Annotated in this window: 26 protein-coding genes and 1 pseudogene; 13 read left to right on the forward strand and 14 right to left on the reverse strand. The window is 73.7% G+C overall.

All coding sequences use genetic code 11. The features are described 5' to 3' along the window. Nucleotides 1-179: 179 nt before the first annotated feature. Entirely contained in the window at nt 180-983 is an 804-nt protein-coding gene (locus AB0C33_RS46125) for a class I SAM-dependent methyltransferase (RefSeq protein ID WP_358300510.1), read from the forward strand. Here the strand turns inward: AB0C33_RS46125 and AB0C33_RS46130 are convergent. After that, a complete protein-coding gene (locus tag AB0C33_RS46130) occupies nt 952-1533 on the reverse strand; it encodes a hypothetical protein (protein WP_358300513.1) in 582 nt (193 codons plus the stop codon). The genes AB0C33_RS46125 and AB0C33_RS46130 overlap by 32 nt on opposite strands. A gap of 125 nt (nt 1534-1658) precedes the next feature. On the opposite strand from AB0C33_RS46130, the gene AB0C33_RS46135 reads away from it, so the two are divergent. Next, nucleotides 1659-2261, forward strand: coding sequence for an RICIN domain-containing protein (locus AB0C33_RS46135; protein WP_358300516.1), 603 nt, complete (start codon nt 1659-1661; stop codon nt 2259-2261). 46 nt (nt 2262-2307) lie between these two features. On the opposite strand, the gene AB0C33_RS46140 is transcribed toward AB0C33_RS46135, so the two are convergent. Further along, nucleotides 2308-2805, reverse strand: coding sequence for a BBE domain-containing protein (locus AB0C33_RS46140; protein ID WP_358300518.1), 498 nt, complete (start codon nt 2803-2805; stop codon nt 2308-2310). A gap of 39 nt (nt 2806-2844) precedes the next feature. On the opposite strand from AB0C33_RS46140, the gene AB0C33_RS46145 reads away from it, so the two are divergent. Further along, the gene (locus tag AB0C33_RS46145; protein WP_358300521.1) at nt 2845-3069 is read left to right on the forward strand and encodes a MarR family winged helix-turn-helix transcriptional regulator; all 225 of its coding nucleotides are present in this window, start codon (nt 2845-2847) and stop codon (nt 3067-3069) included. Here AB0C33_RS46145 and AB0C33_RS46150 read toward each other — a convergent pair. Further along, nucleotides 3008-4429, reverse strand: coding sequence for an MDR family MFS transporter (locus AB0C33_RS46150; RefSeq protein ID WP_358300524.1), 1422 nt, complete (start codon nt 4427-4429; stop codon nt 3008-3010). The genes AB0C33_RS46145 and AB0C33_RS46150 overlap by 62 nt on opposite strands. Before the next feature lie 98 nt (nt 4430-4527). Here AB0C33_RS46150 and AB0C33_RS46155 point away from each other — a divergent pair, with 98 nt between their 5' ends. Next, complete coding sequence (locus tag AB0C33_RS46155) at nt 4528-5172, forward strand: TetR/AcrR family transcriptional regulator (protein ID WP_358300527.1); 645 nt, start codon at nt 4528-4530, stop codon at nt 5170-5172. On the opposite strand, the gene AB0C33_RS46160 is transcribed toward AB0C33_RS46155, so the two are convergent. From AB0C33_RS46160 to AB0C33_RS46185, 6 genes are all read right to left on the reverse strand, one after another. Beyond that, on the reverse strand, nt 5162-5752 hold the full coding sequence (locus AB0C33_RS46160; protein WP_357978136.1) for a response regulator transcription factor: 591 nt from the start codon (nt 5750-5752) through the stop codon (nt 5162-5164). The two genes, AB0C33_RS46155 and AB0C33_RS46160, sit on opposite strands and share 11 nt — an antisense overlap. A gap of 44 nt (nt 5753-5796) precedes the next feature. Then, a complete protein-coding gene (locus AB0C33_RS46165) occupies nt 5797-7014 on the reverse strand; it encodes a histidine kinase (RefSeq protein ID WP_358300530.1) in 1218 nt (405 codons plus the stop codon). A gap of 77 nt (nt 7015-7091) precedes the next feature. Then, the gene (locus AB0C33_RS46170) at nt 7092-8603 is read right to left on the reverse strand and encodes a nitrilase-related carbon-nitrogen hydrolase (protein WP_358300533.1); all 1512 of its coding nucleotides are present in this window, start codon (nt 8601-8603) and stop codon (nt 7092-7094) included. 114 nt (nt 8604-8717) lie between these two features. After that, on the reverse strand, nt 8718-9332 hold the full coding sequence (locus AB0C33_RS46175) for a TetR/AcrR family transcriptional regulator (RefSeq protein ID WP_358300536.1): 615 nt from the start codon (nt 9330-9332) through the stop codon (nt 8718-8720). A 45-nt stretch (nt 9333-9377) separates the two neighbouring features. Further along, complete coding sequence (locus AB0C33_RS46180) at nt 9378-9566, reverse strand: DUF6653 family protein (protein ID WP_358300539.1); 189 nt, start codon at nt 9564-9566, stop codon at nt 9378-9380. Further along, the gene (locus AB0C33_RS46185; protein ID WP_358300542.1) at nt 9563-10222 is read right to left on the reverse strand and encodes a hypothetical protein; all 660 of its coding nucleotides are present in this window, start codon (nt 10220-10222) and stop codon (nt 9563-9565) included. Before AB0C33_RS46185 ends, AB0C33_RS46180 begins: the two co-directional genes overlap by 4 nt. Before the next feature lie 31 nt (nt 10223-10253). Between AB0C33_RS46185 and AB0C33_RS46190 the strand changes: the two are divergent. After that, nucleotides 10254-10583: pseudogene (locus AB0C33_RS46190) on the forward strand (phosphotransferase); the annotation flags it as partial. Nucleotides 10584-10598: 15 nt separating this feature from the next. Here the strand turns inward: AB0C33_RS46190 and AB0C33_RS46195 are convergent. After that, a complete protein-coding gene (locus AB0C33_RS46195) occupies nt 10599-11192 on the reverse strand; it encodes a pyridoxamine 5'-phosphate oxidase family protein (RefSeq protein ID WP_358300545.1) in 594 nt (197 codons plus the stop codon). Between the two features lie 74 nt (nt 11193-11266). Here AB0C33_RS46195 and AB0C33_RS46200 point away from each other — a divergent pair, with 74 nt between their 5' ends. Further along, nucleotides 11267-11734 carry a cupin domain-containing protein gene (locus AB0C33_RS46200; protein WP_358300548.1) on the forward strand — a complete coding sequence of 156 codons (468 nt, stop codon included), beginning with the start codon at nt 11267-11269 and terminating at the stop codon, nt 11732-11734. 71 nt (nt 11735-11805) lie between these two features. Here the strand turns inward: AB0C33_RS46200 and AB0C33_RS46205 are convergent, their stop codons facing one another. Together AB0C33_RS46205 and AB0C33_RS46210 are read right to left on the reverse strand one after the other, a co-directional pair. Continuing rightward, entirely contained in the window at nt 11806-12708 is a 903-nt protein-coding gene (locus tag AB0C33_RS46205; protein ID WP_358300551.1) for a DJ-1/PfpI family protein, read from the reverse strand. A gap of 13 nt (nt 12709-12721) precedes the next feature. After that, nucleotides 12722-13306 carry an isochorismatase family protein gene (locus AB0C33_RS46210; protein ID WP_358300554.1) on the reverse strand — a complete coding sequence of 195 codons (585 nt, stop codon included), beginning with the start codon at nt 13304-13306 and terminating at the stop codon, nt 12722-12724. A gap of 200 nt (nt 13307-13506) precedes the next feature. On the opposite strand from AB0C33_RS46210, the gene AB0C33_RS46215 reads away from it, so the two are divergent. Continuing rightward, on the forward strand, nt 13507-14025 hold the full coding sequence (locus tag AB0C33_RS46215) for a hypothetical protein (protein ID WP_358300557.1): 519 nt from the start codon (nt 13507-13509) through the stop codon (nt 14023-14025). A 60-nt stretch (nt 14026-14085) separates the two neighbouring features. Here AB0C33_RS46215 and AB0C33_RS46220 read toward each other — a convergent pair whose 3' ends face one another. Further along, entirely contained in the window at nt 14086-15003 is a 918-nt protein-coding gene (locus tag AB0C33_RS46220) for an AraC family transcriptional regulator (RefSeq protein ID WP_358300560.1), read from the reverse strand. Between the two features lie 115 nt (nt 15004-15118). On the opposite strand from AB0C33_RS46220, the gene AB0C33_RS46225 reads away from it, so the two are divergent. The 6 genes from AB0C33_RS46225 to AB0C33_RS46250 all read left to right on the forward strand — a co-directional run bounded on the left by AB0C33_RS46225 (nt 15119) and on the right by AB0C33_RS46250 (nt 22269). Beyond that, nucleotides 15119-15673: an NAD(P)H-dependent oxidoreductase gene (locus AB0C33_RS46225; RefSeq protein WP_358300563.1), complete on the forward strand. Its 555-nt coding sequence runs from the start codon at nt 15119-15121 to the stop codon at nt 15671-15673. Nucleotides 15674-15715: 42 nt separating this feature from the next. After that, the gene (locus tag AB0C33_RS46230; protein ID WP_358300580.1) at nt 15716-18064 is read left to right on the forward strand and encodes an excinuclease ABC subunit UvrA; all 2349 of its coding nucleotides are present in this window, start codon (nt 15716-15718) and stop codon (nt 18062-18064) included. Then, nucleotides 18064-18843, forward strand: coding sequence for an LLM class flavin-dependent oxidoreductase (locus AB0C33_RS46235; protein ID WP_358300565.1), 780 nt, complete (start codon nt 18064-18066; stop codon nt 18841-18843). The genes AB0C33_RS46230 and AB0C33_RS46235 overlap by 1 nt, the downstream gene beginning before the upstream one ends. A 104-nt stretch (nt 18844-18947) precedes the next feature. Next, nucleotides 18948-20720, forward strand: coding sequence for an IlvD/Edd family dehydratase (locus AB0C33_RS46240; protein WP_358300568.1), 1773 nt, complete (start codon nt 18948-18950; stop codon nt 20718-20720). Beyond that, complete coding sequence (locus AB0C33_RS46245) at nt 20707-21711, forward strand: C-terminal binding protein (RefSeq protein WP_358300571.1); 1005 nt, start codon at nt 20707-20709, stop codon at nt 21709-21711. Before AB0C33_RS46240 ends, AB0C33_RS46245 begins: the two co-directional genes overlap by 14 nt. Nucleotides 21712-21861: 150 nt before the next feature. Beyond that, the gene (locus AB0C33_RS46250; protein ID WP_358300574.1) at nt 21862-22269 is read left to right on the forward strand and encodes a nuclear transport factor 2 family protein; all 408 of its coding nucleotides are present in this window, start codon (nt 21862-21864) and stop codon (nt 22267-22269) included. Between the two features lie 13 nt (nt 22270-22282). Here AB0C33_RS46250 and AB0C33_RS46255 read toward each other — a convergent pair whose 3' ends face one another. Continuing rightward, nucleotides 22283-22843 (reverse strand): GNAT family protein, encoded by a 561-nt coding sequence (locus AB0C33_RS46255; RefSeq protein WP_358300577.1) that lies wholly within the window; start codon nt 22841-22843, stop codon nt 22283-22285. Between the last annotated feature and the right edge of the window lie 667 nt (nt 22844-23510).

Raw genomic sequence — 23510 nt, forward strand, 5'->3', positions numbered from 1 at the left:
GCTTCTCGACGGCGGCAGCCGGGGCGCGCGCATGCGCGTACCGCTCCTCGGGCCGCCCCTTGCCTCCACCCTTCCCGGCGGGACGACGCGCCGGTCAGGGCCGAAAGTCCCGGATCGCCCCCGACCTCCGTCGGAAAACCACGTGACGGGCGCCCGCGGCGTCGGGGACGATCACGGCCATGGAGTACGGCGAACTGGTCGCGCGGGCGTCGGCGGCGGCGATCGAGGGCTGGGACTTCACCGCCCTGCGCGGCCGGGTCGTCGAGGAGCCGCTGCCCTGGAGCTACGAGCGCCTCCTGCGCGACCGGCTGAACGGCGCGGCCTCGCTGCTGGACATGGGAACCGGCGGCGGCGAGTTCCTGGCCGGGCTGACGCCGCTGCCGCCGCGCACCGCCGCCACGGAGGGCCACCCGCCCAACCTGCCGATCGCCCGCCGCCGCCTGGAGCCGCTCGGGGTCGAGGTGGCCGCGATCCGGGAGGACGACGTGCTGCCGTTTCCCGCCGACGCGTTCGCCGTGGTGGCGAACCGGCACGAGTCCTACGACCCGCGCGAGGTCCGCCGCGTGCTGGCCGGCGACGGGGTCTTCGTCACCCAGCAGGTGGGCGGCCGCGACCTCGAAGAGGTCAACAGGGCCCTGGGCGCGCCGCCGCTCGCGTACCGCGGCTGGGACCTCGCCCGTGCCGCCGCCGGGCTGGCCGAGGCCGGGCTCACCGTGACGTGGAGCGCGCGGGCGCGGGTGCGGACGTCGTTCCACGACGTCGGGGCGCTCGTGCTGTTCCTGCGGATGGTGCCGTGGCAGGTCCCCGATTTCGACGCCGTCCGGTACGGCCCCCACCTGCGCGCCCTGCACGACCGGATGGCGGCCGGCCGGCCGCTGACCGCCCACGCCCACCGCTTCGCCCTGCTGGCCCGCCGCTCACCCGGAGCCGGGGCGCGGCGGGCGTCCGGTCTCACCTGCTCCACGCCTCGTGGACGGTGGTGATGGCCGAGGAGACGGGCCGGCCGCCGGGCCACGTGACGGCCGGCCGGCCCGGCACGGGGACGCCGTCCACGGTGATCGAGGCGTGCTCGCACGGGATGATCTGCATCGACAGCCCGTGGCTGACGCCCAGCAGCGGGAAGTCGGCCATCGAGAACGGCCTGGCGTCCAGCGGCCCGGTGATGGTGACCGCCAGGCCGGCCGCCGTCGCGTGCGTGCCCGTCGCGGGGTCCACGCGCAGGTCCACGGTGGCCCGCTGCACCCGCGCGGCCGGCCAGGACGGCAGCGCGGCGGCCTCGTCGAAGTGCCGGACGAAGTGCTCCTCGATCCACGTCCCGAGCTCCGGGTCGTCGCTGACGACGCGCAGCCCGGCGGGCGTCCACACCACCATCACCGCGCCGGCGCCGTGCGTGGACCAGTCGACCTGCCACAGGGAGGCGTACCCGGTGGGGACGTCGCCGTCGTAGAGGGTGACGTACGGGTTGGCGCCGGCGAGCAGCGGCCGGCGGGTCACGTAGGCGCTCGTCGGCGCGCCCTCACTGGTGCTGAGCATGAGCCGATCATGGACGCTCCCACCCCTCGAGGGCCAGCCCGCCCACCTGAGTAGGGCGGTACTCATGCCTTCCCGCCGCCGGCGGCGCACCCTGCAAGGGACGGAACACCGGAAAGGAGCATGCGGTGCGCAAGGGCGTACATCTTCGACGGATCGGCCGCCGGGGGCTGCTGGCCGTGATCATGGTCGTGTCGGTCGCCGTGCCCCTGTGGTCGGCGGCGGCCCCGGCCTCCGGGGCCGTGGCGGCCCGCGGGCGCACGCTCGCCGAGCCCTGGTCCAACCTGTTCGAGATCCGCCGGCGCTTCCCCGCGCCGGAGAAATGCGTGGACGTCGACAACGGCTACACCTTCGACGGCGCCAACGTGAAGCAGTGGGAGTGCGTCAACGTCCCGCAGCAGCACTGGCAGTCCCAGCGGGTGGCCCCCGGGAGCGAGTGGTTCTTCCTGCGCGCCCAGCACAGCGGCAAGTGCCTGGACGTCGACAACGGCTACACCTTCGACGGCGCGAACGTGAAGCAGTGGCAGTGCGTGAACGTCCCGCAGCAGATGTGGCGCTGGAAGTACGCCTACACCGACGCGTGGTGGAACACCTTCTACTTCCTGGAGAACCAGAAGAGCGGCAAGTGCCTCGACGTCGACCACGGCTGGACGCACAACGGCGCCAACATCCAGCAGTGGACCTGCGACGAGTACGCGGGCCAGCAGTTGTGGTACTTCCGGCCGGTGTGACCCGGCCGGACGGCGCCGGCCCGGCTCCCTCCGGGCCGGCGCCGCCTCACGACGCGGCCGGGGCGATGTTGTGGTTGACGCGGAACAGGCGGTCCGGGTCGTACCGGGCCTTGAGCGCGGACAGCCGCCGGTGGTCCGCCTCGGACCAGGCCCGCCTGACCGCGTCCGGAGTGGCGTCGTGGTCGAACATGAAGCCCGGCAGCAGGGCGCCGGTGTCCCAGCGCCGCAGCCGGTCCAGCACCTCGTCGGCGGCCGCGCGCGCCGCCTCGGCCCGTCCGGGCGGGGCCGGCAGCCGCATCCACAGCAGGAAGGCCGCGCCCCGGGTGCCGGCCGCGTGCGGGCGGGCGGGTGGCCGGTCCAGCGCCCCGCCCAGGTGGCGCAGCTGGATGCCGGGGAACGGGCCCTGCGTCCGGGCCGGGTCGATGAACGAGGCCAGCTCCGCGGCGGCGTCGTCGTCCAGCTCGCGCAGCAGCGCGCTGCGCAGGTGCGCCGAGACCGGGTGACGGGGGTCCTGGTAGATCTCGGTGATCCGGCTGTAGGGCATGGCCGCGCAGGTGTCCTTCTCCGGGCCGAGCGCGCGCTAGTGGAACGCGCGCCCGACCCGGAGGACCGCCGCCGCAACATCGTCACCATCACGGCGGAGGGCCGCCGCCGGCTGGCCGAGCTCGACCGCCTGCTGGCCCGCGCGCAGGACGAGTTCCTCGCCCCGCTGCCCCCCGCCGACCGCGAGCGCCTGGTCGACCTGCTCACCCGCCTGGCCGACCATCACGCCGCGCCGAGCGGAAGAAGGCCACCGGAACCAGGGTGACCAGGCACAGTCCGAAGGCCCACCAGAAGGCGGTGCCGTAGGCGTGCGCCGGGCCGTCGCCCTGGCGCAGCCCGCTGTCCAGGACGGTGGTGAGGATGGCGGTGCCCAGCGAGCCGCCGAGCCGGTTGACGACGTTCAGCGCGCCGGCGGCGCCCGGCGTCTGCTGCCGGTCGACCGAGGCGTACGCCGCGGCCATGGTGGGCGCGGAGACGCCGCCGATGCCCAGGCCGTACAGGACCAGGCAGAGGGTCAGCAGCCAGGTGTCCGGACGGGCGGGAGCCTGGGTGAAGGCGAGCAGCCCGGCCAGTGAGAGCACGAGCCCGCCGGTCACGACGGCGCGCGGGCCGTGGCGGTCGGCCAGCCGCCCGGCGGCGAACGAGCCGACGGCGGCCCCGAGCGCCTGCGGGGTGAGCAGGAGGCCCGTCGAGAGCGTGTCGGCCTGCCGGTCGTGCTGGAAGAACAGCGGCAGCAGGATCATGGAGCTGTAGAGCGAGGCCCCGAGCAGGAACAGCGCCACGCAGGCCGCGGTGAACCCGCCCTTGGCGAACAGACGTACGTCGATCAGCGGCTGACGGCGGGTGCGCAGCGCGTGCACGACGTAGCCCCCGACCAGCGCCAGCCCCGCGCCGACCAGCACGGCGGGCGTCCACGCCCCCTCGCGCCCGCCCGTCATGGTGAGCCCGTAGACCACCGCCGCCAGGCCGGGGGAGAGCAGCGCCAGGCCGAGGAGGTCGAGCCTGGGCGCGGGCCCGTCCTCGTCGTTCTCGTCCCGGGCCAGGACGCGGGCGGCCACCGGCAGGACGAGCAGGCAGACGGGCAGGTTGAGGTAGAAGATCCAGCGCCAGTCGAGCTGCTGGACGACCAGGCCGCCCACGATCGGCCCGAGCACCGGGGCGAACATGACGGGGATCGTCAGCACGCTCATGGCCCGGCCGATCCGGGACGGCCCGGCCGCCTGGGCCAGGATCGCCTGGCCCACGGGGTTCATCAGCCCGCCGCCGACCGCCTGCACGAGCCGGAACGCGATGAGGGCCGGCAGCGACCAGGCCAGGCCGCACAGGGCCGAGCCGGCGGTGAAGACCGCCACGGCGGCCATCCACGTGCGCTTGGCCCCGAACCGCCGGCTCAGCCAGCCCGACAGGGGCATGACCACCGCGATCGCGAGCAGGTAGCCGGCCGCCACCCACTGCACGTCGGTCAGCGACGTGCGGAAGTGCGCCGCCATCGCGTCGGCCGCGATGCCCACGGCGGTGGCGTCGATCGTGGCCAGGATGGGGGCCGCGATCAGGACGATCCCCATGCGCAGCAGGTGCGGGTCGAGCCGGTCGCGCGCGGCCCCGGCGGCAGAGGTGGCGGTCATCGAACACCCTTAGGATCGATTGACTGGGACGACTCCAAACACTAGGTCCGACCTAATCATTAGGTCAAACCTAATTAACGCGCGGAAGGGCACAGCTCGTGACCGAACGATCCAAGGGTTTGCGGGAGCGCCAGAAACACCAGACCCGGCAGCTCATCTCCGATGTCGCGACCGGCCTGTTCCTGGAGCGCGGCTACGACGACGTCACCATCGCCGACGTCGCGGCCGCCGCCGGCGTGGCCAAGATGACCGTCACCAACCACTTCCCGCTGAAGGAGGACCTCATCCTCGACCGGCACGAGGAGGTGGTCGACGGCCTGGCCAGGGCCGTGTCGCGGCGCGAGCCCGGCGAGTCGGCCCTGGAGGCCGCCCACCGCGACTACGACGAACGGCTGCGCCGCCGCGACGGCGCGATCCCCGACGCCGGCGCCGACTGGCAGCGGATGGTACGCGACACGCCGGTGCTGCGGGCCCGTCTGCGCCAGCTGCACGACCAGGCCGAGGCCAGACTCGCCGCCGTCCTGGCCGAGGAGACCGGCGACGGCGGCGTCACGCCCCGCCTGGTGGCCGCCGCGCTCGCCGGGGTGGAGCGGCTGCTGTTCGACGAGGCCCAGCGCCGGGTCCTGGCGGGGGAGGAGTCCGAGGAGATCTTCGCGGCCCTCGCCCGCACCGCGCGGCAGGCCTACGACCTGCTGCGGCCCGCCATCGGCGACTACGCCCGCCGCGCCCCGGTCAGCGGTTGAGATAGGCCAGGACGGCCAGGACCCGACGGTTGTCGTCCTCGGACTCGGGCAGCTGGAGCTTGCCGAAGATGCTGGAGATGTGCTTGTTGACCGCGCTGGCGGAGATCACGAGCTGGTGCGCGATCGCCGTGTTGGACCGCCCGGCGGCGATCAGGCTCAGCACCTCCCGCTCGCGCGGACTCAGCTCGCCGGTGCGGCCACGCGCGTCGCCGCGGGTCAGCAGCTTGGCGATGACCTGCGCGTCCATCGCCGTGCCGCCCCGGCTCACCGAGGTGACCGCGTCGATGAACTGCCCGGTGTTGGCCACCCGGTCCTTCAGCAGGTACCCGACCGCCCCCGCGCCGTCGGCCAGCAGCTCGCGGGCATAGAGCTGCTCCACGTACTGCGACAGCACCAGCACCGGGAAGCCGGGCCGGTCGCGGCGCGCCTGGATCGCCGCCTGCAAACCCTCGTCGGTGAACGACGGCGGCAGCCGCACGTCGACGACCGCCACGTCCGGCCGCTCCTCGGCCAGCGCCTTGCGCAGCGACGGCCCGTTGTCGACGGCGGCCACGACCGTGAAGCCGTGCTCGGTCAGCATGCGGACCAGCGCGTCCCGGATGAGGAACAGGTCCTCGGCGACGACTACTCGGACCTGATCGCGCACGGCACCTCCAGATGCACCCGGGTGGGCCCGCCGGGCGGGCTGTCGACGGAGATCGTCCCGTCGAAGACGGCCAGCCGGCTCTGGATGCCGCGCAGCCCGGTGCCGTCGGCCGGATCGACGCCGCCGCCGCCGTCGTCCACGACGTCGCAGCTCAGCACCCCGTGCCGGTGGGCGAGCGTGATCTGGACCGTCGCCGCCCCGGCGTGCTTGCTGGTGTTGGCGAGCAGCTCGTTGACCGCGAAGTAGACGGCCGACTCCACCGGCGGCGCGGGCCGTCCGGCCAGGTCGGTGGTGACCTCGACGTCGAGCAGGCAGTCCAGGGCCAGAGCCCGGATCGCGTCGGCGAGGCCGCGGTCGGCCAGGACCGGCGGATGCACGCCGCGTACCAGGTCGCGCAGCTCATCCAGGGCCTTGGAGGAGGACTCGCGGGCCGTGGCCAGCAGGGCGCGGGCCGCCTCCGGGTCCTCGTCGAACAGCCGCTCGGCGTGGCCCAGCCCCATGCCCAGGGCGACCAGCCGGGCCTGCGCGCCGTCGTGCAGGTCGCGCTCGATCCTGCGCAGCTCGGCGGCCTGGGCGTCGACGCTGTCGGCGCGCGTCTCCACCAGCGTCTCGACCCGCTGCTCCAGCGCGGCCCTGCGCGACGGCCCGAGCAGGGCGCCGGCCCAGCGGGCGCGCAGGCGCAGCAGCGGGGGGCCGATGTAGAGGCCGAGCGCGATGAGCGCCAGCCCGACCGGGATCGCCGCAAGCGCGGCGCCCGTCGAGGTGACGTGGATGACGCCGTAGGCGTTCGCGCCGCCGGCCCGCAGGTTGGCCCGCCACACGAACGGCTGCACCGCCACGCCGTACAGGCCGTACAGCGGCATGCCCAGCGCCAGCGCGGACGCCCACGTGCCCATGAGCGGGTCGAGGACGCCCCAGAGCACGTCCCGCCAGGTCGCCGGGTCCTTCAGCAGCGCGGACGCGTCCGTCCCCGGACCGTAGGGACGCTCGACGCGCACGCCGAGCCGGCCGGCCAGCCGCCGGGCCGCGTCGGCGACCGCGCGCTGCAGCGACACCGCCTGCCGGAACGCCCCCCGGCCCACGCCGGCCACCGCCGGCACCGCGCTGAGCACGACCAGGACGGCCGCGAGCACGCCGGCCACCGACAGCCCGATCATGGCCAGCGCCCGCACCGGCGTCGTGAGTCTCGCCTTCACCCCTCGTCTCCCCGTCGTCCGCGTCCTCGCGTTCCGCGCCCGTGGCATCATCGCACCTTCCTCCGGAAATCCCATGGTCAGCCCCGGTACGCGGCCCGCCGGAGCACGGCGAGCCCGGTCAACCCGGCCAGGGCGGCCGCGCACAGCCCGGCGAACAGGTCGCCGACCAGGCCGTACAGCGTCCAGGCGCCGCGGGTCGGGACGGAGACGACCATGCTCTGCCGCACCGTGCCGAAGTAGTTCGCCCTGGCCAGCGGGGTGCCGTAGGCGTCGACGGTGATCGCCAGGCCGTTGCTGGCCGTCCGGACGAGGCTGTAGCCGTTCTCCACGGCCCGGAACACGGCGTTCGCCGCGTGCATGCGCTCGATGCCCTTCCAGTCGTTGGCCGGCACGAACATGACGTCGGCGCGGGTGCGCAGCGTGGCGGGGAAGTCGGCGTCGAAGCAGATGACGTGGGCCAGCCTCCCGTAGGGAGTGCCGGTCACCGGCACGACCCCGTCGCCCGGCCGCAGGCTCTCCATGCCGGGCACCGGATGCGCCTTGTCGAAGACCGACGCCACCCGCCCCTCGGGGGTCACCAGCACGGCCAGGTCGCGGGAGCGCGGCTCCCCGTCGAGGACGACGGCCACCCCCATGTCGAGATAGACGCCCTTCTCCCTGGCCAGGTCCTGGGCCTTGCGCAGGAAGCCGGGGTAGTCCTCGCCGAGCACGACCGCGGCGGTCTCGGCCCAGGCCACGATCCGGGCGCCGCCGTCGGCCTCGGTCCGGGTGCGGGCGAACAGGTCGTCGTCGATCACCGCGAACGCCTTGCGCAGCGTCGGCTTCTGCTCGGGCAGGACCTGAGGGGTGTGGAAGTTGTCGATCTCCCGCATGCGTTTCTCGGCGGCCGGCGAGGCGCTGATCCCGGCGACGCGCACCAGCTCCGGCGCGGCCGGCGCGGCCGCCAGCCGCAGGCCGCCGCCGAGCAGCACCGAGACGAGCACCGAGACGTACGTCAGCGTGACGCCCCGGACCGACGGCCAGGCCCCCCGGCGTTCCAGCAAGAGGTTGACGACCGGCGCGGCCCACGCCATCAGGAAGCTGATCCCGTAGACGCCGGTGACGGACGCCGTCTGGAGCAACGGCAGGTTCGCCGACTGCGTCGCGGCCAGCGGCCCGAAGATCGTGCCCAGCGGGCTGACCGTGGCGATCAGGAACTCGGCCGTCACCCGGGCGGCCGGGAAGACCAGCGTGCCGGCGATCGGGCCGAGCCGCCGGACGAGCAGCCGGTCGGCCAGCAGCGGCAGGCTCAGGACCAGGCTGAGCAGCAGGCAGCCGAGCAGGATCGGCGGGACGGTGAGCCCGCCCGCCGCCGCGACGAAGACCACCGTCGTCGCGGCGGCCGACAGGCCGACGGCCGCGAGCCCGGCCGGCCCGCCCGAGCTGCGGGTGAAGCGCATGAGGCCGATGGAGAACAGCCATCCGGCCAGCGGGACCGACCATTCGCTGTTCGTGCCGAACAGCCCGAGCACGATCCCCGCCGCCAGCCAGGCGTATTTTCGCCGGCCGCCGGCCAGGTGGGGGATTGTCGTGGTTGCGGTGTTTGCCATGGACAGGAGCCTCGCCGATCGCGCGGCGGCCGCCATTGCGGCTGACTCTCGACTCCCCCTGTAGTTATCTCCACCCCCGGGAGGCCATCTGCGGGGAGGTCATCTGCGGGGAGGTCAGCCGCCGGGCCGGGCCAGCCCCGAGGCGACGATGTCGATGAGCAGGTCGATGATCCCGGCGTGCAGGGCCGGGTCGCCGAGCCGCTCGGCGAACATCGGCACCAGCAGCACGCACTGCAGCACGCCGATGATGACCGCGGGCTCGGCGTCGACCAGCTCGCCCGCGGCCCGGCGGGCGGTGACGTACTCGGTGAGGGCGGCGGCCGGGCTGCCGGACATCGCGGCGACCCGTTCGGGGTCGAGCTTGCGGGCCACCGCCTGCATCTCCTCCGGATGGGTCATCAGCCGGCGCCACAGGGGATTGACCGACAACTCCTCGACGGTGGCGTGCAGGAACCGGCGCAGCGCCTCGCGCGGGTCGTCGGCGCTCATCAGCGCGCCGTCGATGACCCGCCGCCGCACCTCGCCGGTCTGGCGCAGCATCAGCTCCAGGTACAGCGCCTCCTTGGAGTCGAAGAAGACGTAGAAGCTGCTCTTGGCCACCCCCGTGGGGGCCATCAGCTCCTCCAGGGAGGTCTTGCGCAGCCCCTGGCCGGTGAACAGCTTCTCGCCGTTCGCCAGCAACAGGGCGGTGATGCGGGCCTTCTCCTCTGCGGTGAACGCGGGCGGCATCGGGGACAACCTTCCTGCACGACCAGTTATGCCGATCAGATGTTGTCACGAACCCGCGGCGGCGGCGCGGCGCAGGCCCTCCTCGTAGACGGCCACGAAACGGTCGATCTGCCACAGCTGGGAGACGATGATGGGCGTCAGGCCGAACAGGGACGGCCACGGCTCGACGCGGACGAGCCCGTACGCCATGATGCCCAGGCCGACGGCGGCCATGGCGAGCAGCCGGCGGATCATCTGGCGGTGCGCCGGGCTCGGGATGATAGAAAACGATCATGACCCGAACCTTTCTGCGGCCCGACGACGTGCGCGACCTGGTCGCCGAGCAGTTCGGCGCCGACCGGCGGCCGGCCGCGCTCGACCGGCTGACCGGCGGCAGCAAGAAGGGCGTCTACCGGCTCCGGCTGGACGACGCGACCAGCGTGATCCTCTACGTCTGGGCGGAGGGTGAGAACTACTGGCCGCCGTCCCCGGCGGTCGAGGACGACCCCTTCACCGACGCGTCGGGAGCGGACCTGTTCGCCGCCGGCCACGCGGCCCTGACCGCGGCGGACGTGCGGGTGCCCCGGCTGCTGGCGCTCGACCCCGGCGGCCGCCACCTCGGCGCCGCCCTCGCCCTGGTCGAGGACGCGGGCGCCACGACGCTGGAGGCCCTGATGGAACGCGACCCGGCCGCCGCCGCCCGGCCGCTGTCCGCGCTCGGCGACGCCCTGCGCCGCATGCACACCACCCTCGGCCCGTCCTACGGCAAGCTCGCCCACCTGGCCGACGGCCGGGCCCGGCCGTCCCGGCCCGCCGAGGACGTCGTCCTGGACCGCGCGCTCGCCCAGCTCGCCGCCGTCGCCGACCGCGACGCCCGGATGGGCCGGGCGCACGAGCGGATCGCCGCCCACGTGCGCCGCCTGCGCGACGCGGTCGCCCCCCCGCGAACGGTACGGGCTCGTGCACGGCGAACTCGGGCCCGACCACGTGCTCGTCACGCCCGCGGGCGAACCCGTCATGATCGACTTCGAGGGCCTGGCCTACTTCGACGCCGAGTGGGAGCACGCCTGGCTGCGCATGCGCTTCGAGGACGCCTACCCGGCGCTGCGCCCGCCCGCCCTCGACCCCGACCGGCTGGAGCTCTACCGGTACGCGCAGGTGCTCTCGCTGATCGAGGGCCCGCTGCGCATCGCCGACACCGACTTCCCCGACCGGCGCTGGATGCTGGACCTGGCCGAATGGAACATCGCCAAGGCCCTCGCCGTCCTGTGACGCCGGCCCGTCCGGTCAGGCTTCGCGGGGGAGCGGGGGCAGCGGGAGCGGCAGCCCAGGAAGGCCGTCGATGCTGGTCGCCACGTGCTCCTTCTTGTGGAAGTACGCGTCGAGCGACTCGTCGTCCTCGCGGGCGAAGCGGGAGCCGTGCAGCGGGCGGTCGGCGTCGTAGGTCATGAACGGGACGGCGTACCCGCAGGTGTCGCGGATCAGCCGGGCGGTCACGACGATGATCGCGCGCAGGCCGTGCGGGACCGGGTCGATGTCCGGGAAATGCCGCAGCAGCCCGGCCCAGCGGGGGTCGTCGCGGAAGACCGGCTCGCCGTGGCCGTGCACGCGCACGATGTTCGGCGGGCCGTCGAAGGCGCACCACATCAGCGTGACGCGGCCGTTCTCGCGCAGGTGGGCGATGGTCTCGGCGTTGCTGCCGGCGAAGTCGAGGTAGGCCACGGTGTGGTCGTCCAGGACGGCGAACGAGCCCTTCAGGCCCTTGGGCGAGAGGTTGACCGTGCCGTCGCCGGCCAGGGGAGCGGTCGCCGTGAAGAAGACGGGCTGGGACTCGATGAACGTGCGCAACCGGCCGTCGATCCGGTCGTAGGTCTTTCCCATGATCCGGATTATCCTCTTTCGCGGTTTCGTGTGGGGGTGAGGGCGTCGGTCCTGCGGGTGGCAGAATGCCCGGCATGATCGCGAACGAGGGCCCAGAACCGCGTCCCCTGCTCCGGCGTCCCGCCGAGGGCGAGCTCATCGACGTCGCCGGGGTCCGGCACTTCTTCCGGCTGACCGGGGAGCACACCGGGGACCGGTTCGCGTTCGAGGAGTTCACGCTGGACCCGGGCGTCGTCGGGGCGCGCCCGCACGTCCACCACGGCCACGACGAGTACTTCTACGTCCTGGACGGCGAGCTGACCCTGCACGACGGCGCCGGCGAGGTGACGGTCGGCCCCGGCCACCTGCTGGCGGCGACGCGCGGCACCCCGCACGGCTTCCGGAACGCCGGCGACGGCACCGTGCGCGCGCTGTGCCTCTACACGCCCGCCGGCTACGAGGGATACTTCCGCGAGGTGCACGCGGCCGTCGCCGCGGGCGCGCAGATCACCGACGAGCTGCTCGCGGAGTTCCGCTCCCGCTACCGCACCACCTCGCTCTGACCTGCCGCCCGGCCTGCCGCGGCGACGGTCAGGAGGCCGCCGCACCGGCCCTCGGGCCTCCGCGCCGGCGGTCAGGAGGCCGTCGCGCGGGTGCGCAGCCGGCGGAGCATCCGGGCGTCGGCGAAGCCCACCTCGCGCGCGGCGACCTCGGCGGTCGCGCCGCGGCCGAGCAGGTGTTCGGCCCGCTCCAGCCGCAGCGCGGTCTGGTAGGCCAGCGGGGTGAGCCCGGTCGCCCGCCGGAACAGCCGGGTCACCGTGCGCTCGCTGCATCCCGCGGCCCCGGCCAGCAGGCTCAGCGGCAGCCGCTCGGTGAACCGGGTCTCGATCAGGTCCTGGATGCGGTGGACCGTCTCGTCCACGTGCGAACGCCGTCGCAGCAGCGGGCTGACCTGCTCCGCCGTGCCGTCGCGGTGGGCGTGCACGAGCATCGCGCGGGCCACCTGCCCCGACGCGTACGGCCCGTGCCGGGTGGTCACCAGGTGCAGCGCCACGTCGATCCCGCTGGCCACGCCCGCCGAGGTGACGATCCGGTCGTCCTCGACGTACAGTGCGTCCCTGGCGACGCGCGCCCGCGGATAGAGGCGGGCCAGCTCGTCCTGGACGGTGTGGTGGGTCGTGCACCGGCGGCCGTCGAGCAGCCCGGCCCGGCCCAGCGCGTCGGCCCCCGCGCACACGCTGGCCACGGTGCCGCCCGACGCGTGGTGTTCGCGCAGCCGGCACAACGTCTCGCCGCTCGCCGGCCGGGCCGGCCCCCGCCAGCCCGGCACGACGATCAGGTCGTCGGGCGTCAGTGACGGCCACGAGGTGCGGGCGTGCAGCGTCAGCCCCTGCACGCTGGCCACCTCGCGCTCCTCGGCGACGTAGTCGATGGTGTACGGCCGGCCGAGGTCGGCGGCGGTGGAGAACACCTGGGCGGGCCCGGCCACGTCGAGCAGGTGCACCCGCGGGATGAGCAGGAAGACGACTCGGGACATGACCGGCGCCTCCTCAGTTCCCGGTGAGCTCGTCCACGGTCCTGATCGTGGCGAAACGACCCGACAGAGCGTATTCGGTACGGGCGAGGATCTCGTCCACGCCGAGCGTGCGCGGATCCCGTACGAGCTCGTCGAAGGGGGCGTCGTCGGGCGCGTCGCGGTGGGGGAGCGGCGTGGTGGCGGTGGCGTCGATGGCGAAGTCGACCTCGAAGCCCAGGTCGGAGGCGAGGCGCGCGGTGGTCTCGCAGCACTGCTCGGTCCGGATGCCGCAGACGGTCAGCCGCCTGACGCCGCGCCGGGTGAGGAACTGGTGGAGGTTGGTGGTGGTGAAGGCGTTGTGCGCCGACTTGGTGAGGACGGGCTCGTCCGGAAGGGGCTCCAGGCCGTCCATCAGCTGGACGAACCCGCGGGCCGGATCGAAGACCGTGCCCGAGCCGGGTCGCGACCCGAGCACCCACACGACCGCGTCCCCGGCCTGCCTGGCGGCCGCGGCCAGGCGGTTGACCTGCGGGACGATGTCCGGCCTGGACGTGTGCCGCCAGTCGGGCAGCTGCAGGAAGGAGTTCTGGACGTCGATGACGACGAGGGCGCTGATCACGCCACCCAGGCTGGCCGGACGAGGCGCCCCGGCGGAAGGCACGACCTGGTCAGCGTGTGGACCGATCCAGTCGGCGCCCCGCCGCCGGGCCGATATCCCCCCAGCGTGACACCGTAATCCGCGGGCCCTCGCAAGGGCCGGTGCCGCCTGCCACCATGGAGGCGCCAGCTGATCCGGACGATCTCTGGAGGGGGCGTGTCATGAGGTGGTGGGAGGGCGACGACGGACGCCACGAAGGCTGGGATGCCGCCGTCTTCCCGGACGGGCGGGTCTCCACCGGCCCGGCCGACGGCGGGGCGAGGGTGCACCCGATCGGCTCCGACGGCCGCATCGGCTACGGCCGCGGCGACGTCGTGGACGGCCGCACCGCGATCGGCTGGCGCGGCCACTGCGCCTGCGGATGGCAGGGGCCGCTGTGGGAACGCGTGGCCCAGACGCGCCACGACTTCGCGGCCCGGCGCATCTACGCGCTGAGCGAATGCCTGCTGTCCGGCGCCGCCCCCGACGACGTGGCCGTCGCGATCCGCGCGGAGTGGGAGACCCACCTCGACCCGCCGAGCCTGGTCGCCGTCCGCCAGGCCGCCGAGGCCGTGCGCCGGGCCCAGGGCCACCTGGACGCCGCCGTGCGCGCGGCCCGCAAGGACGGCCGTTCCTGGACCCGGATCGGCGAGTCCGCCGGCGTCCGCCGCCAGTACGCCCAGGAACGTTGGGGCCCCTGACCCGCCCGGCTCGCGGGGCCGGGGGACCGGGCCGCCGACCGGCGATGGCGACCGCGGGGATCAGGCCGCCGAGCGGCGGTAGCGGCCGGGGGCGACGCCGAACTCGCGCTTGAAGGCGTTGCCGAAGGCGAACTCCGACCCGTACCCCACCTGCTCGGCCACCCGCGCCACCGGCGCGTCGGACTCGCGCAGCAGGCGGGCCGCGCTCATCAGCCGCCACCACGTCAGGTACGCCAGCGGCGGCTGCCCCACCAGCCCGGTGAAGCGGCGGGCGAAGCCGGCCCTGGACATGCCCGCGTGCGCGCCGAGCGACTCGACGGTCCAGCGCCGGGCCGGGTCGCGGTGGATGGCGTCGAGCGCCCGGCCGACGACGGGGTCGGCCAGCGCGGCGGCCCAGCCGGAGACCGTGCAGGGCTCGTCCTGGGTCTCGAAGTAGGCGCGCAGGACGTACAGCTGCAACATGTCGAGCAGGGACGACACGACGGTGTCCGTGCCGGGCCGCGGGCTGTCGATCTCGGCGGCCAGCAGCTCGACGGCGGCCCGCAGCTCCGGACGGCTGCCGAGCGTCGCGGGCAGGTGGATCACGCCGGGCAGCGAGGCCAGGATGGGGTGGGTCCGGTCGAGGTCGAGCCGGTAGCCGCAGGACAGGACCACCGTCTCGGCCCCCGTGCCGCCGAACCCGGCCGACGCGAACAACTCCGAGTGCGGCTCGCAGTCGGACTCGGCCAGCGGGCGGGCTGGATCGTCGGCCAGCCCGAAGTCGTCGCCGTGCGGCAGGAACACCACGTCGCCCACGCTGAGCGGGACGGGCTCGCCGTCCGGCGGGATCAGCCAGCACGACCCGCGCAGCACCACGTGGAACCCCGCCGACCCCGGCACCGAGCGGAACGCCACCCCCCACGGCGCCCGCCAGGAGATGCGGGAGGAGGTCGGGCGCCCGCACCGCATGAAGGCCATCACGTCGCTCAGCACGTCCATGGAGCTGAGTCTAAGGGCTGAGACGCTCGCGTATAAATGGTGGATTGCAGCGCATTCAGTATCTCAGCCGCTCTCCCTACGGTTGGTTTCCGTAACCGAACTGAGGGAGAACGACATGCTCAAGGTAGGCATCATCCTCGGCAGCACCCGTCCTGGCCGCAACGGCGAGGCGGTGGCCCACTGGGTCCGCGATCTGGCGGCCAAGCGGGGCGACGCCGACTACCGGCTCATCGACCTGAAGGACTACGACCTGGGCAACCTGGACGAACCCGAGCACCCCGCCATGGGCAACTACTCGCACGAGCACACCAGGCGCTGGTCGGCCACGGTCTCCGAGCTGGACGCGTTCGTGATCGTGACCCCGGAGTACAACAACTCCTACCCGGGCGCGCTCAAGAACGCCCTCGACTTCCTGTACGCCGAGTGGACCAACAAGGCGGCCGGCTTCGTCGGCTACGGCGTGGACGGCGCGCCCCGGGCCATCGCCCACCTGCGGCACGTGCTGGGCCTGCTCAGCGTGGCCACCGTGTCCAACCAGGTCGGGCTGTCGATCCACACCGACTTCGCCGACGGCTTCCGGCCCGCCGCCGCCCACGAGGACCGGCTGAACGCCGTCCTCGACCAGGTCCTCGCCTGGGGCTCGGCGCTGCGCCCGCTGCGGGCGGCCTGATCCCCCGCAGTGACCGCCCGCCCGGCGGTCGCCCGGCGGGCGATGGGTAGATTGCGCAGAGTGGAAGACGAGGTGGTCAGCGGCATCCGGGTGCGCGGCGCGCGGGTGCACAACCTGCGGGACGTCGACGTGGCGATCCCGCGCGACGCGCTGGTGGCGTTCACGGGGGTCTCCGGGTCGGGCAAGTCGTCGCTGGCGTTCGGCACGATCTTCGCCGAGTCGCAGCACCGTTACCTGGAGTCGGTCGCGCCCTACGCGCGGCGGCTGCTGCAGCAGCTGCCGATGCCCGACGTCGACGACATCACCGGCCTGCCGCCCGCGGTCGCGCTCGGCCAGCGGCGGTCCACGCCGTCCGCGCGGTCCACGGTCGGCACGCTGAGCCGGGTCTCCAACTCGCTGCGCATGCTGATGTCCCGCGCCGGCGCCTACCCGGCGGGCGCGCCGCGCCTGGACTCGGACGCGTTCTCGCCCAACACCGTCGCCGGGGCGTGCCCGCAGTGCCAGGGGCAGGGGGTGTTGCACGAGGTCACCGAGGAGTCGCTGGTGCCCGACCCGTCGCTGAGCATCGCGGAGGGCGCGATCGCGTCGTGGCCGGGCGCCTGGCAGGGCAAGAACCAGCGCGACATCCTGGCGACGCTCGGCTACGACATCCACGCGCCCTGGCGCAGCCTGCCGCGGGAGCAGCGGGACTGGATCCTGTTCACCGACGAGGAGCCGGTGGTCACCGTCCATCCCGTACGCGAGGCGGGCCGGATCCACCGCCCCTACCAGGGCAAGTACGCCAGCGCCCGGCGGCTGGTGCTCAAGGCGTACGCGTCCTCGGCCAGCGAGAAGAGCCGCCTGCGCGCCGAACGGTTCATGACCGCCCGCACCTGCCCGCTCTGCGGCGGGCGGCGGCTGCGTCCCGAGGCGCTGGCGGTCACGTACGCGGGCCGCACCGTCGTCGAGCTGGCCGCGATGCCGATGGGCGAACTGGCCGGCGTGCTCCGCCCGCACCGGGACGAACCAGGACCGGCGGGGGCGCTCACCCGCGACATCCTCGACCGCATCGAGGTGCTGGACGAGCTGGGCCTGGGCTACCTGAGCGTGGCCCGGCCCGCGCCGACCCTGTCCAGCGGCGAGCTCCAGCGGATCCGGCTGGCCACCCAGCTGCGCGCCGGGCTGTTCGGCGTCGTGTACGTCCTGGACGAGCCCTCGGCCGGCCTGCACCCCGCCGACTCCGCCGCGCTGTCGGACCTGCTGCGCCGCCTGCGCGACACCGGCAACACCGTCTGCCTGGTCGAGCACGACATGGACGTCGTGCGCCAGGCCGACTGGGTGGTGGACGTCGGCCCCGGCGCGGGCGGCGACGGCGGGCGCGTCCTGTACAGCGGGCCGGTCGCCGGGCTGCGCGAGGTCGCCGGGTCGGTGACCCGCCGCTACCTGTTCCACACCGTGGTGCCGGAACGGCCGGCGCACCGGCAAGCGGGCCGGCTGGAGCTGCGCGGGCTCACCCGCAACAACCTTCAAGGCGTGGACGTCGACGTGCCGCTGGGCGTGTTCACCGCCGTCACCGGCGTGTCTGGGGCGGGCAAGAGCAGCCTGCTGGCGGCCGTCGCCGAGGCCGCCGGGGAGCGGCGGGTGGTCTGGGTGAACCAGCAGCCCATCGGCCGCACCCCGCGCTCCAACCTGGCCACCTACACCGGCCTGTTCGACACGGTGCGCAAGCTGTTCGCCGCCACCGACGGCGCGCGTGCCCACGGCTACGGCCCGGCCCGGTTCTCCTTCAACGTGCCCGGCGGACGCTGCGAGACCTGCCAGGGCGAGGGCTACGTCGCGGTCGAGCTGCTGTTCCTGCCCACGACGTACGCGCCCTGCCCCGACTGCGGCGGCGCCCGCTACAACCCCGACACGCTGCGGGTGACCTACCGCGACCGCACGATCGCCCAGATCCTGGAGATGACGGTCGACGAGGCCGCCGGCTTCTTCGGCGACGTCCCCGCGGTACGCCGCCCGCTGGAGACGCTGCACGAGGTCGGGCTCGGGTACCTGCGGCTCGGGCAGCCCGCCACCGAGCTGTCGGGCGGCGAGGCCCAGCGCATCAAGCTCGCCGCCGAGCTGCAGGGCCGCCGCGCCGAGTCCACGATCTACCTGCTCGACGAGCCGTCCACCGGCCTGCACCCGCACGACACCGACGTGCTCATGGACCGGCTGCACGACCTGGTCGGCGGCGGCGGCACGGTCGTGGTCGCCGAGCACGACATGCGGGTGGTGGCGACCGCCGACCACGTCATCGACCTCGGGCCGGGAGGCGGCTCGGCCGGGGGCACGGTGGTGGCCGCGGGCACGCCGGCGCAGGTGGCCGCCAGCCCGCGCAGCCGTACCGCGCCGCACCTGAAGGGCCTGCTGTGATGCGCCGCGCGCTGTACCTGCCGCCGTTCGGGGAACTGGCCGACCCGCGGGTGCTCGCCGACCTGGCCGCCCGCGCCGAGGACGCCGGGTTCGACGGCGTCTTCCTGTGGGACCACGTCGTGCGCCCGCTGAGCCCGGGGCTGGCCGTCTGCGACGCCTGGATCGCCCTGGCCGCGATCGCGGCCGCCACCGAGCGCGTCCGCATCGGCACCAGGGTCACGCCGCTGTCGCGGCGCAGGCCGTACGAGGTGGCCAGGCAGGCCGCCGCCCTCGACCAGCTGAGCGGCGGGCGGATGGTGCTCGGCGTCGGGCTCGGCGCGGACGACGGCGGGGAGCTGAGCAGGCTCGGCGAGACCGGCGACCCGCACGTCCGGGCGGAGATGCTCGACGAGGGCCTCGACGTCATCTGCCGGCTCTGGACCGGCCTGCCCGTCCGCCACCGGGGCCGCCACTACCGCGTCGACGACCTGGCGTTCCAGCCGCAGCCCGTGCAGCGGCCGCGGATCCCGATCTGGGTCGCCGCCCAGTCGGTCCGGCAGGCGCCGCTCCGCCGCGCCGCCCGCTTCGACGGTCTCTGTCCCGAGACCACCCCGGTCGGGCTGCGGGAGATGCTGGCCGTCGTCGCCGAGCACCGGGGCGGGCTCGAAGGCTTCGAGGTCGCGGTCGGCGTCCGGCCGGGGGTGCATCCCGGCCCGTACGAGGACGCGGGCGCGACGTGGTGCCTCATCGAGTTTCCCGAGGTCAGCAGCGTCGAGCAGGTGATGGCGGCGATGATCTGAGGCGTTTGCGCGGTGACGGCGGCGGGGTAGGCCAGTCATCGCCCGTCCGGGGTGCGCCATGACACCACCCGACCGGCGGTCCCGCGCGAGTGAGGAGCGAGCTGATGCGCCCGACCGGGCATCCCGAGAGCGGCGGCCTGCGCAGCCAGGCATGGTGGGACAACGCCGGAAATCCGGAGATGACCGCTCTCTACCTCGAACGGTTCCTCAACTTCGGGCTGACCCCGAAGGAGCTCCAGTCCGGCCGGCCGATCATCGGCATCGCCCAGACGGGCAGCGATCTGGTGCCCTGCAACCGCCACCACCTCGCCCTGGCCGACCGGGTCAGGGACGGCATCCGCGACGGCGGGGGCATCCCGCTGGAGTTCCCCGTCCATCCGCTGCAGGAGACCGGCAAACGCCCGACCGCCGCCCTCGACCGCAACCTCGCCTACCTCGGGCTGGTCGAGGTGCTCTACGGATATCCGCTCGACGGCGTCGTCCTGACGACGGGCTGCGACAAGACCACGCCCGCGTGCCTGGCCGCGGCGGCGACGGTCAACATCCCGGCGATCGTCCTGTCCGGCGGGCCGATGCTCAACGGCTACCACCAGGGCAGGCGCATGGCCGCGTCGGGGTCGGGGCTGGTGATCTGGCAGTCGAAGCGGCTGCTGGCCACCGGCGAGATCGACTACGACGAGTTCATGGCGCGCGTGGCCGCCTCCGCGCCCAGCATCGGCCACTGCAACACCATGGGCACCGCCCTGTCGATGAACAGCCTGGCCGAGGCGCTCGGCATGTCGCTGCCGTGCTGCGCGGCGATCCCCGCGCCCTACCGCCGCCGGGCGCAGATGGCCTACGACACGGGCCTGCGGGCGGTGCAGCTGGTACGCGAGGACCTCACCCCGCGCAAGATCATGACCATGCGGGCCTTCGAGAACGCGATCGTCGTCGCCTCGGCCATCGGCGCCTCCACCAACGTGCCCATCCACGTCAACGCCATCGCCCGGCACGCCGGGGTGCCGCTGACGATCCACGACTGGCAGCGCGTCGGAGCCGACGTCCCGGTGCTGGCCGACGTCGCCCCCGCCGGCGAGTTCCTGGGCGAGGACTTCTACCGCGCGGGCGGCGTGCCCGCCGTCATGCGGACGCTGCTGGCGGCCGGGCGGCTGCACGGCGAGGCCATGACCGTCTCCGGCCTTACCGTGGCCGAGAACCTGGCCGACGCCCCGCCCGGCGACCCGGAGGTCATCCGCCCCTACGACGACCCGGTCGCCGCGCGCGGCGGGCTGCTCATCATGACGGGCAACCTGTTCGACTCGGCCGTCATGAAGACCTCCGTCCTCAGCGACGAGTTCCGCGCGGTCCGCGACTACCGCGCGATCGTCTTCGAGGGGCCCGAGGACTACCACGCCCGCATCCAGGATCCGGAGCTCGGCGTGGACGAGGGCTGCATCCTCGTCATCCGCTACACCGGGCCGATCGGCTATCCCGGGTCGGCCGAGGTGGTCAACATGGAGGCGCCGTCCGCGCTGCTGCGGCTGGGCGTCACCACGCTGCCCACGCTCGGCGACGGCCGCCAGAGCGGCACCTCCGACGCGCCGTCCATCCTCAACGCCAGCCCCGAGGCCGCCGCCGGGGGCAACCTCGCCATCCTGCGCACCGGCGACCTCGTCCGCGTCGACGTGGACAACGCGCGCGTCGACGTGCTGCTGACGGAGGAGGAGATCGCCGCACGGTGGGCCCGTCACACGCCGCCGGCGCTGGAGAACCAGACGCCGTGGCAGGAGATCTACCGCGCCACGGTCGGGCAGCTCGACGGCGGGGGATGCCTGGAGCTGGCCCTGTCGTACCAGGACCTCGTACACACCAAGGGGATTCCCCGTGATTCGCACTGACGCCAGAGGCGCCATCATGATCGCCGACTCCGACTTCGGCGACGTGGACATCGAACGCGCGATCGTCGAGGCCGCCGGGTTCGAGCTCCGCGCCGAGCAGTGCAAGAGCGAGGACGAGGTGATCGAGAAGGGCCGGGACGCCGACGGCGTGCTGACCCAGTACGCGCAGATCGGCTCCCGCGCCGTCGAGGCCTTCACCCGCTGCCGGGTGATCGCCCGCTACGGCACGGGCGTGGACATCGTCGACGTCGAGGCCGCGACCAGGCACGGCATCCAGGTCACCAACGCGCCGAACGAGTGGTGCGCCGAGGAGGTCGCCGACCACGCCGTCGCGCTCTGGCTGGCCGCCGCCCGCAAGATCTGCCAGTACGACCGCGCCACCCGGCGCGGCGTGTGGCGCTGGCAGAGCGGCGAGCCGATCCTGCGGCTGCGCGGGCGGGTGTTCGGATTGCTGTCCTTCGGCGCCATCGCCCAGCTCATCGCCGCCCGCGCGCGGCCCTTCGGCGTCGAGGTCTGGGCGCACGACCCCTTCATGGACGACTCCCGGATCCTCGCGCACCACGTGCGGCCGGTGTCGTTCGACGAGCTCGTGGCGGGCGCCGACTACCTGGTGATCCAGGCCCCGCTCACCCCGGGGACGCACCACGCCTTCGACCGCGCGACGCTGCGCAGGATGAAGCCGGACGCGATCCTCGTCAACACCGCGCGCGGCCCGATCGTGCAGGACGAGGCGCTCTACCAGGCGCTCGCCGAGGGGTGGATCGCCGGCGCGGCCATGGACGACCTGGAGGAGGAGCCGGCCAAGCAGCGCGACTGGCGTCCGGACAACCCGCTGTTCACGCTGCCCGGCGTGATCGTCACCCCGCACGCCGCCTACTACTCCGAGCAGGCGGTGGAGACGGTGCGGCGGTTCGCCGCGGAGGAGGCCGTCCGGGTCCTGACCGGGCAGGCGCCGCGCAGCCCCGTGAACGACGTGACGGCCCGGCCCTGACGGGCGGTCGGGTGGTCCCGGCGCCGTAGCCGCGGGGGAGCGTACGACGGCGGGAGTAGCGCCGACCGTCTCCGGCCGTACGACGACGGCGGCGGGCGCGGGCGGCGAGGATCGGGACGGCAGCCACCCCCACACCCTCAAGGACGCCGAATGGGCATCACCTGCGAGCGCGACCTCGCCGACTTCCTGACCGCCTACACCCGGGACATGGCCGTCTCCTGCGAGGAGCCCGCCACGATCATCGACCGCTACTTCGTCCCGGACTTCGAGTACTGCAACGACGGGCTCGTGATCGACCGGCAGCGCATGATCGACCACGTCCGCCCCGTCCGGCGGCAGGTCGACCAGGAGGCGATGGCCACCGGCGACGGGGCCGGGGTCGAGATCCACGAGACGCTGGTCTCCGGCGACCGGATCGCCGCCCGGTGGACCCTGCGCACGAGGCTGCGCAAGGGCACGACCTTCACGGCGGAGGTCTTCATGTTCGGCCGCCTGGCCCCGGACGGCCGCATCCGCCGCATCGACCAGACCACCAGGCGACTGGACGAAGCCGGGTAGCCGCGCGAGCGGTTCAGCCCGTCCGGCGGCCGGCCCGCCACTCCGGGGCGAGCACGGACCAGACCTCGACGTCGTGCCGGACGCCCCGGTGGGGGTAGCTCTCGCGCAGGACGCCGTCCTTGCGCATCCCGAGCCGCCGGGCCACGGCGATGCTGGCGGTGTTGCCGGCCGCGGCCTGCCACTCCACGCGGTGGATGCCGCGTTCCTCGACGGCCCAGTCGATGATCACGCGGACGGCCCTGGTCACCAGGCCCTTGCCCGCCGCCGACGGCTCCAGCCAGCAGCCCGCCTCGGCGGTGCCGAGCCGGACGTCCATCGTCCGGAACAGCACGCCGCCGACCAGCCTGCCGCCGGTCCAGATGCCGTAGATGCGCCCGGTGTCGGCCGCGGCCTTGTCCGCGTACGCCTGCAGCACCGACCTGGCGGACTCCAGGTCGGTGACGAGGTCGGGCAGGGAGATGAACCGTCCGATGAACTCGCGTCCGCGGTCCATGTGGCGCAGGAACTCCTCGGCCCGCCAGGGCTCCAGCGGACGCAGCTCCGCGCCGTCGTCGCCCAGGGAGATCGCGAACATTGCTGCCTTTCCGTCCAGGATTCACCCGTCTTGCGGGGGAATCCTCTCACGGGCGGCCGGGCCCGTTGATCTCGGCGGGGCGGGCACGGCCTGCAGGTAGGTCAGCACCGCCATGACGCGCCGGTTGTGGTCGTCGGAGGGAGGAAGGCCGAGCTTGGGAAGATGTTGTTCGTGTGCTTGCCGACCCTGGGGTTATGGGGTCGTGTGGCAGAGACTTCGGATCTTTTCTGATTCTCCGTACAGTCGGCGGCCGCCGACCGCGGTTGTCTGCGGAGCAGGCTGCACTAGCTCAGGAGCTGTAGGACGCCCGGGTCAAGACGGAGCAGCAGATCGACGACCTGTTCGGCGTGCCGTGCTCCACCGTGTACGGGCGTGATCCCGCACCCTGACATTCGACCTGCCCTGAACAGCCACCACAGCACATCGGAACGGTGGACGGCGACATCTCGGCCCGCTCCGGCTCGCTGATGGTGTTGGCCGTTCAGCCGTTTGTCAAGGGTCTAGAAATGCCCCACCGCCAGGTGATATTCGCGTTCCTCCTCACCCAGCGGCCGGGGCCGGCTACCGGGCTGGGCGGGCGATCAGCGCCTCTATGCCGTCCAGCAGGAGGTCGAGGCCGAACCGGAAGTCGGCGTCCTCCGTCCAGCCGGTGGAGTCCCTGAGCAGG

It is taken from the genome of Nonomuraea sp. NPDC048881 (genome assembly GCF_040649795.1).
Lineage (GTDB): Bacteria > Actinomycetota > Actinomycetes > Streptosporangiales > Streptosporangiaceae > Nonomuraea.

Coding starts and splice junctions, on each gene's coding strand:
- AB0C33_RS46125 (WP_358300510.1), top strand. CDS start 180: ATGGAGTACGGCGAACTGGTCGCGCGGGCGTCGGCGGCGGCGATCGAG.
- AB0C33_RS46130 (WP_358300513.1), bottom strand. CDS start 1,533: ATGCTCAGCACCAGTGAGGGCGCGCCGACGAGCGCCTACGTGACCCGC.
- AB0C33_RS46140 (WP_358300518.1), bottom strand. CDS start 2,805: ATGCCCTACAGCCGGATCACCGAGATCTACCAGGACCCCCGTCACCCG.
- AB0C33_RS46150 (WP_358300524.1), bottom strand. CDS start 4,429: ATGACCGCCACCTCTGCCGCCGGGGCCGCGCGCGACCGGCTCGACCCG.
- AB0C33_RS46160 (WP_357978136.1), bottom strand. CDS start 5,752: ATGCTGACCGAGCACGGCTTCACGGTCGTGGCCGCCGTCGACAACGGG.
- AB0C33_RS46170 (WP_358300533.1), bottom strand. CDS start 8,603: ATGGCAAACACCGCAACCACGACAATCCCCCACCTGGCCGGCGGCCGG.
- AB0C33_RS46175 (WP_358300536.1), bottom strand. CDS start 9,332: ATGCCGCCCGCGTTCACCGCAGAGGAGAAGGCCCGCATCACCGCCCTG.
- AB0C33_RS46180 (WP_358300539.1), bottom strand. CDS start 9,566: ATGATCCGCCGGCTGCTCGCCATGGCCGCCGTCGGCCTGGGCATCATG.
- AB0C33_RS46195 (WP_358300545.1), bottom strand. CDS start 11,192: ATGGGAAAGACCTACGACCGGATCGACGGCCGGTTGCGCACGTTCATC.
- AB0C33_RS46200 (WP_358300548.1), top strand. CDS start 11,267: ATGATCGCGAACGAGGGCCCAGAACCGCGTCCCCTGCTCCGGCGTCCC.
- AB0C33_RS46205 (WP_358300551.1), bottom strand. CDS start 12,708: ATGTCCCGAGTCGTCTTCCTGCTCATCCCGCGGGTGCACCTGCTCGAC.
- AB0C33_RS46215 (WP_358300557.1), top strand. CDS start 13,507: ATGAGGTGGTGGGAGGGCGACGACGGACGCCACGAAGGCTGGGATGCC.
- AB0C33_RS46220 (WP_358300560.1), bottom strand. CDS start 15,003: ATGGACGTGCTGAGCGACGTGATGGCCTTCATGCGGTGCGGGCGCCCG.
- AB0C33_RS46225 (WP_358300563.1), top strand. CDS start 15,119: ATGCTCAAGGTAGGCATCATCCTCGGCAGCACCCGTCCTGGCCGCAAC.
- AB0C33_RS46230 (WP_358300580.1), top strand. CDS start 15,716: ATGGGTAGATTGCGCAGAGTGGAAGACGAGGTGGTCAGCGGCATCCGG.
- AB0C33_RS46235 (WP_358300565.1), top strand. CDS start 18,064: ATGCGCCGCGCGCTGTACCTGCCGCCGTTCGGGGAACTGGCCGACCCG.
- AB0C33_RS46240 (WP_358300568.1), top strand. CDS start 18,948: ATGCGCCCGACCGGGCATCCCGAGAGCGGCGGCCTGCGCAGCCAGGCA.
- AB0C33_RS46250 (WP_358300574.1), top strand. CDS start 21,862: ATGGGCATCACCTGCGAGCGCGACCTCGCCGACTTCCTGACCGCCTAC.
- AB0C33_RS46255 (WP_358300577.1), bottom strand. CDS start 22,843: ATGTTCGCGATCTCCCTGGGCGACGACGGCGCGGAGCTGCGTCCGCTG.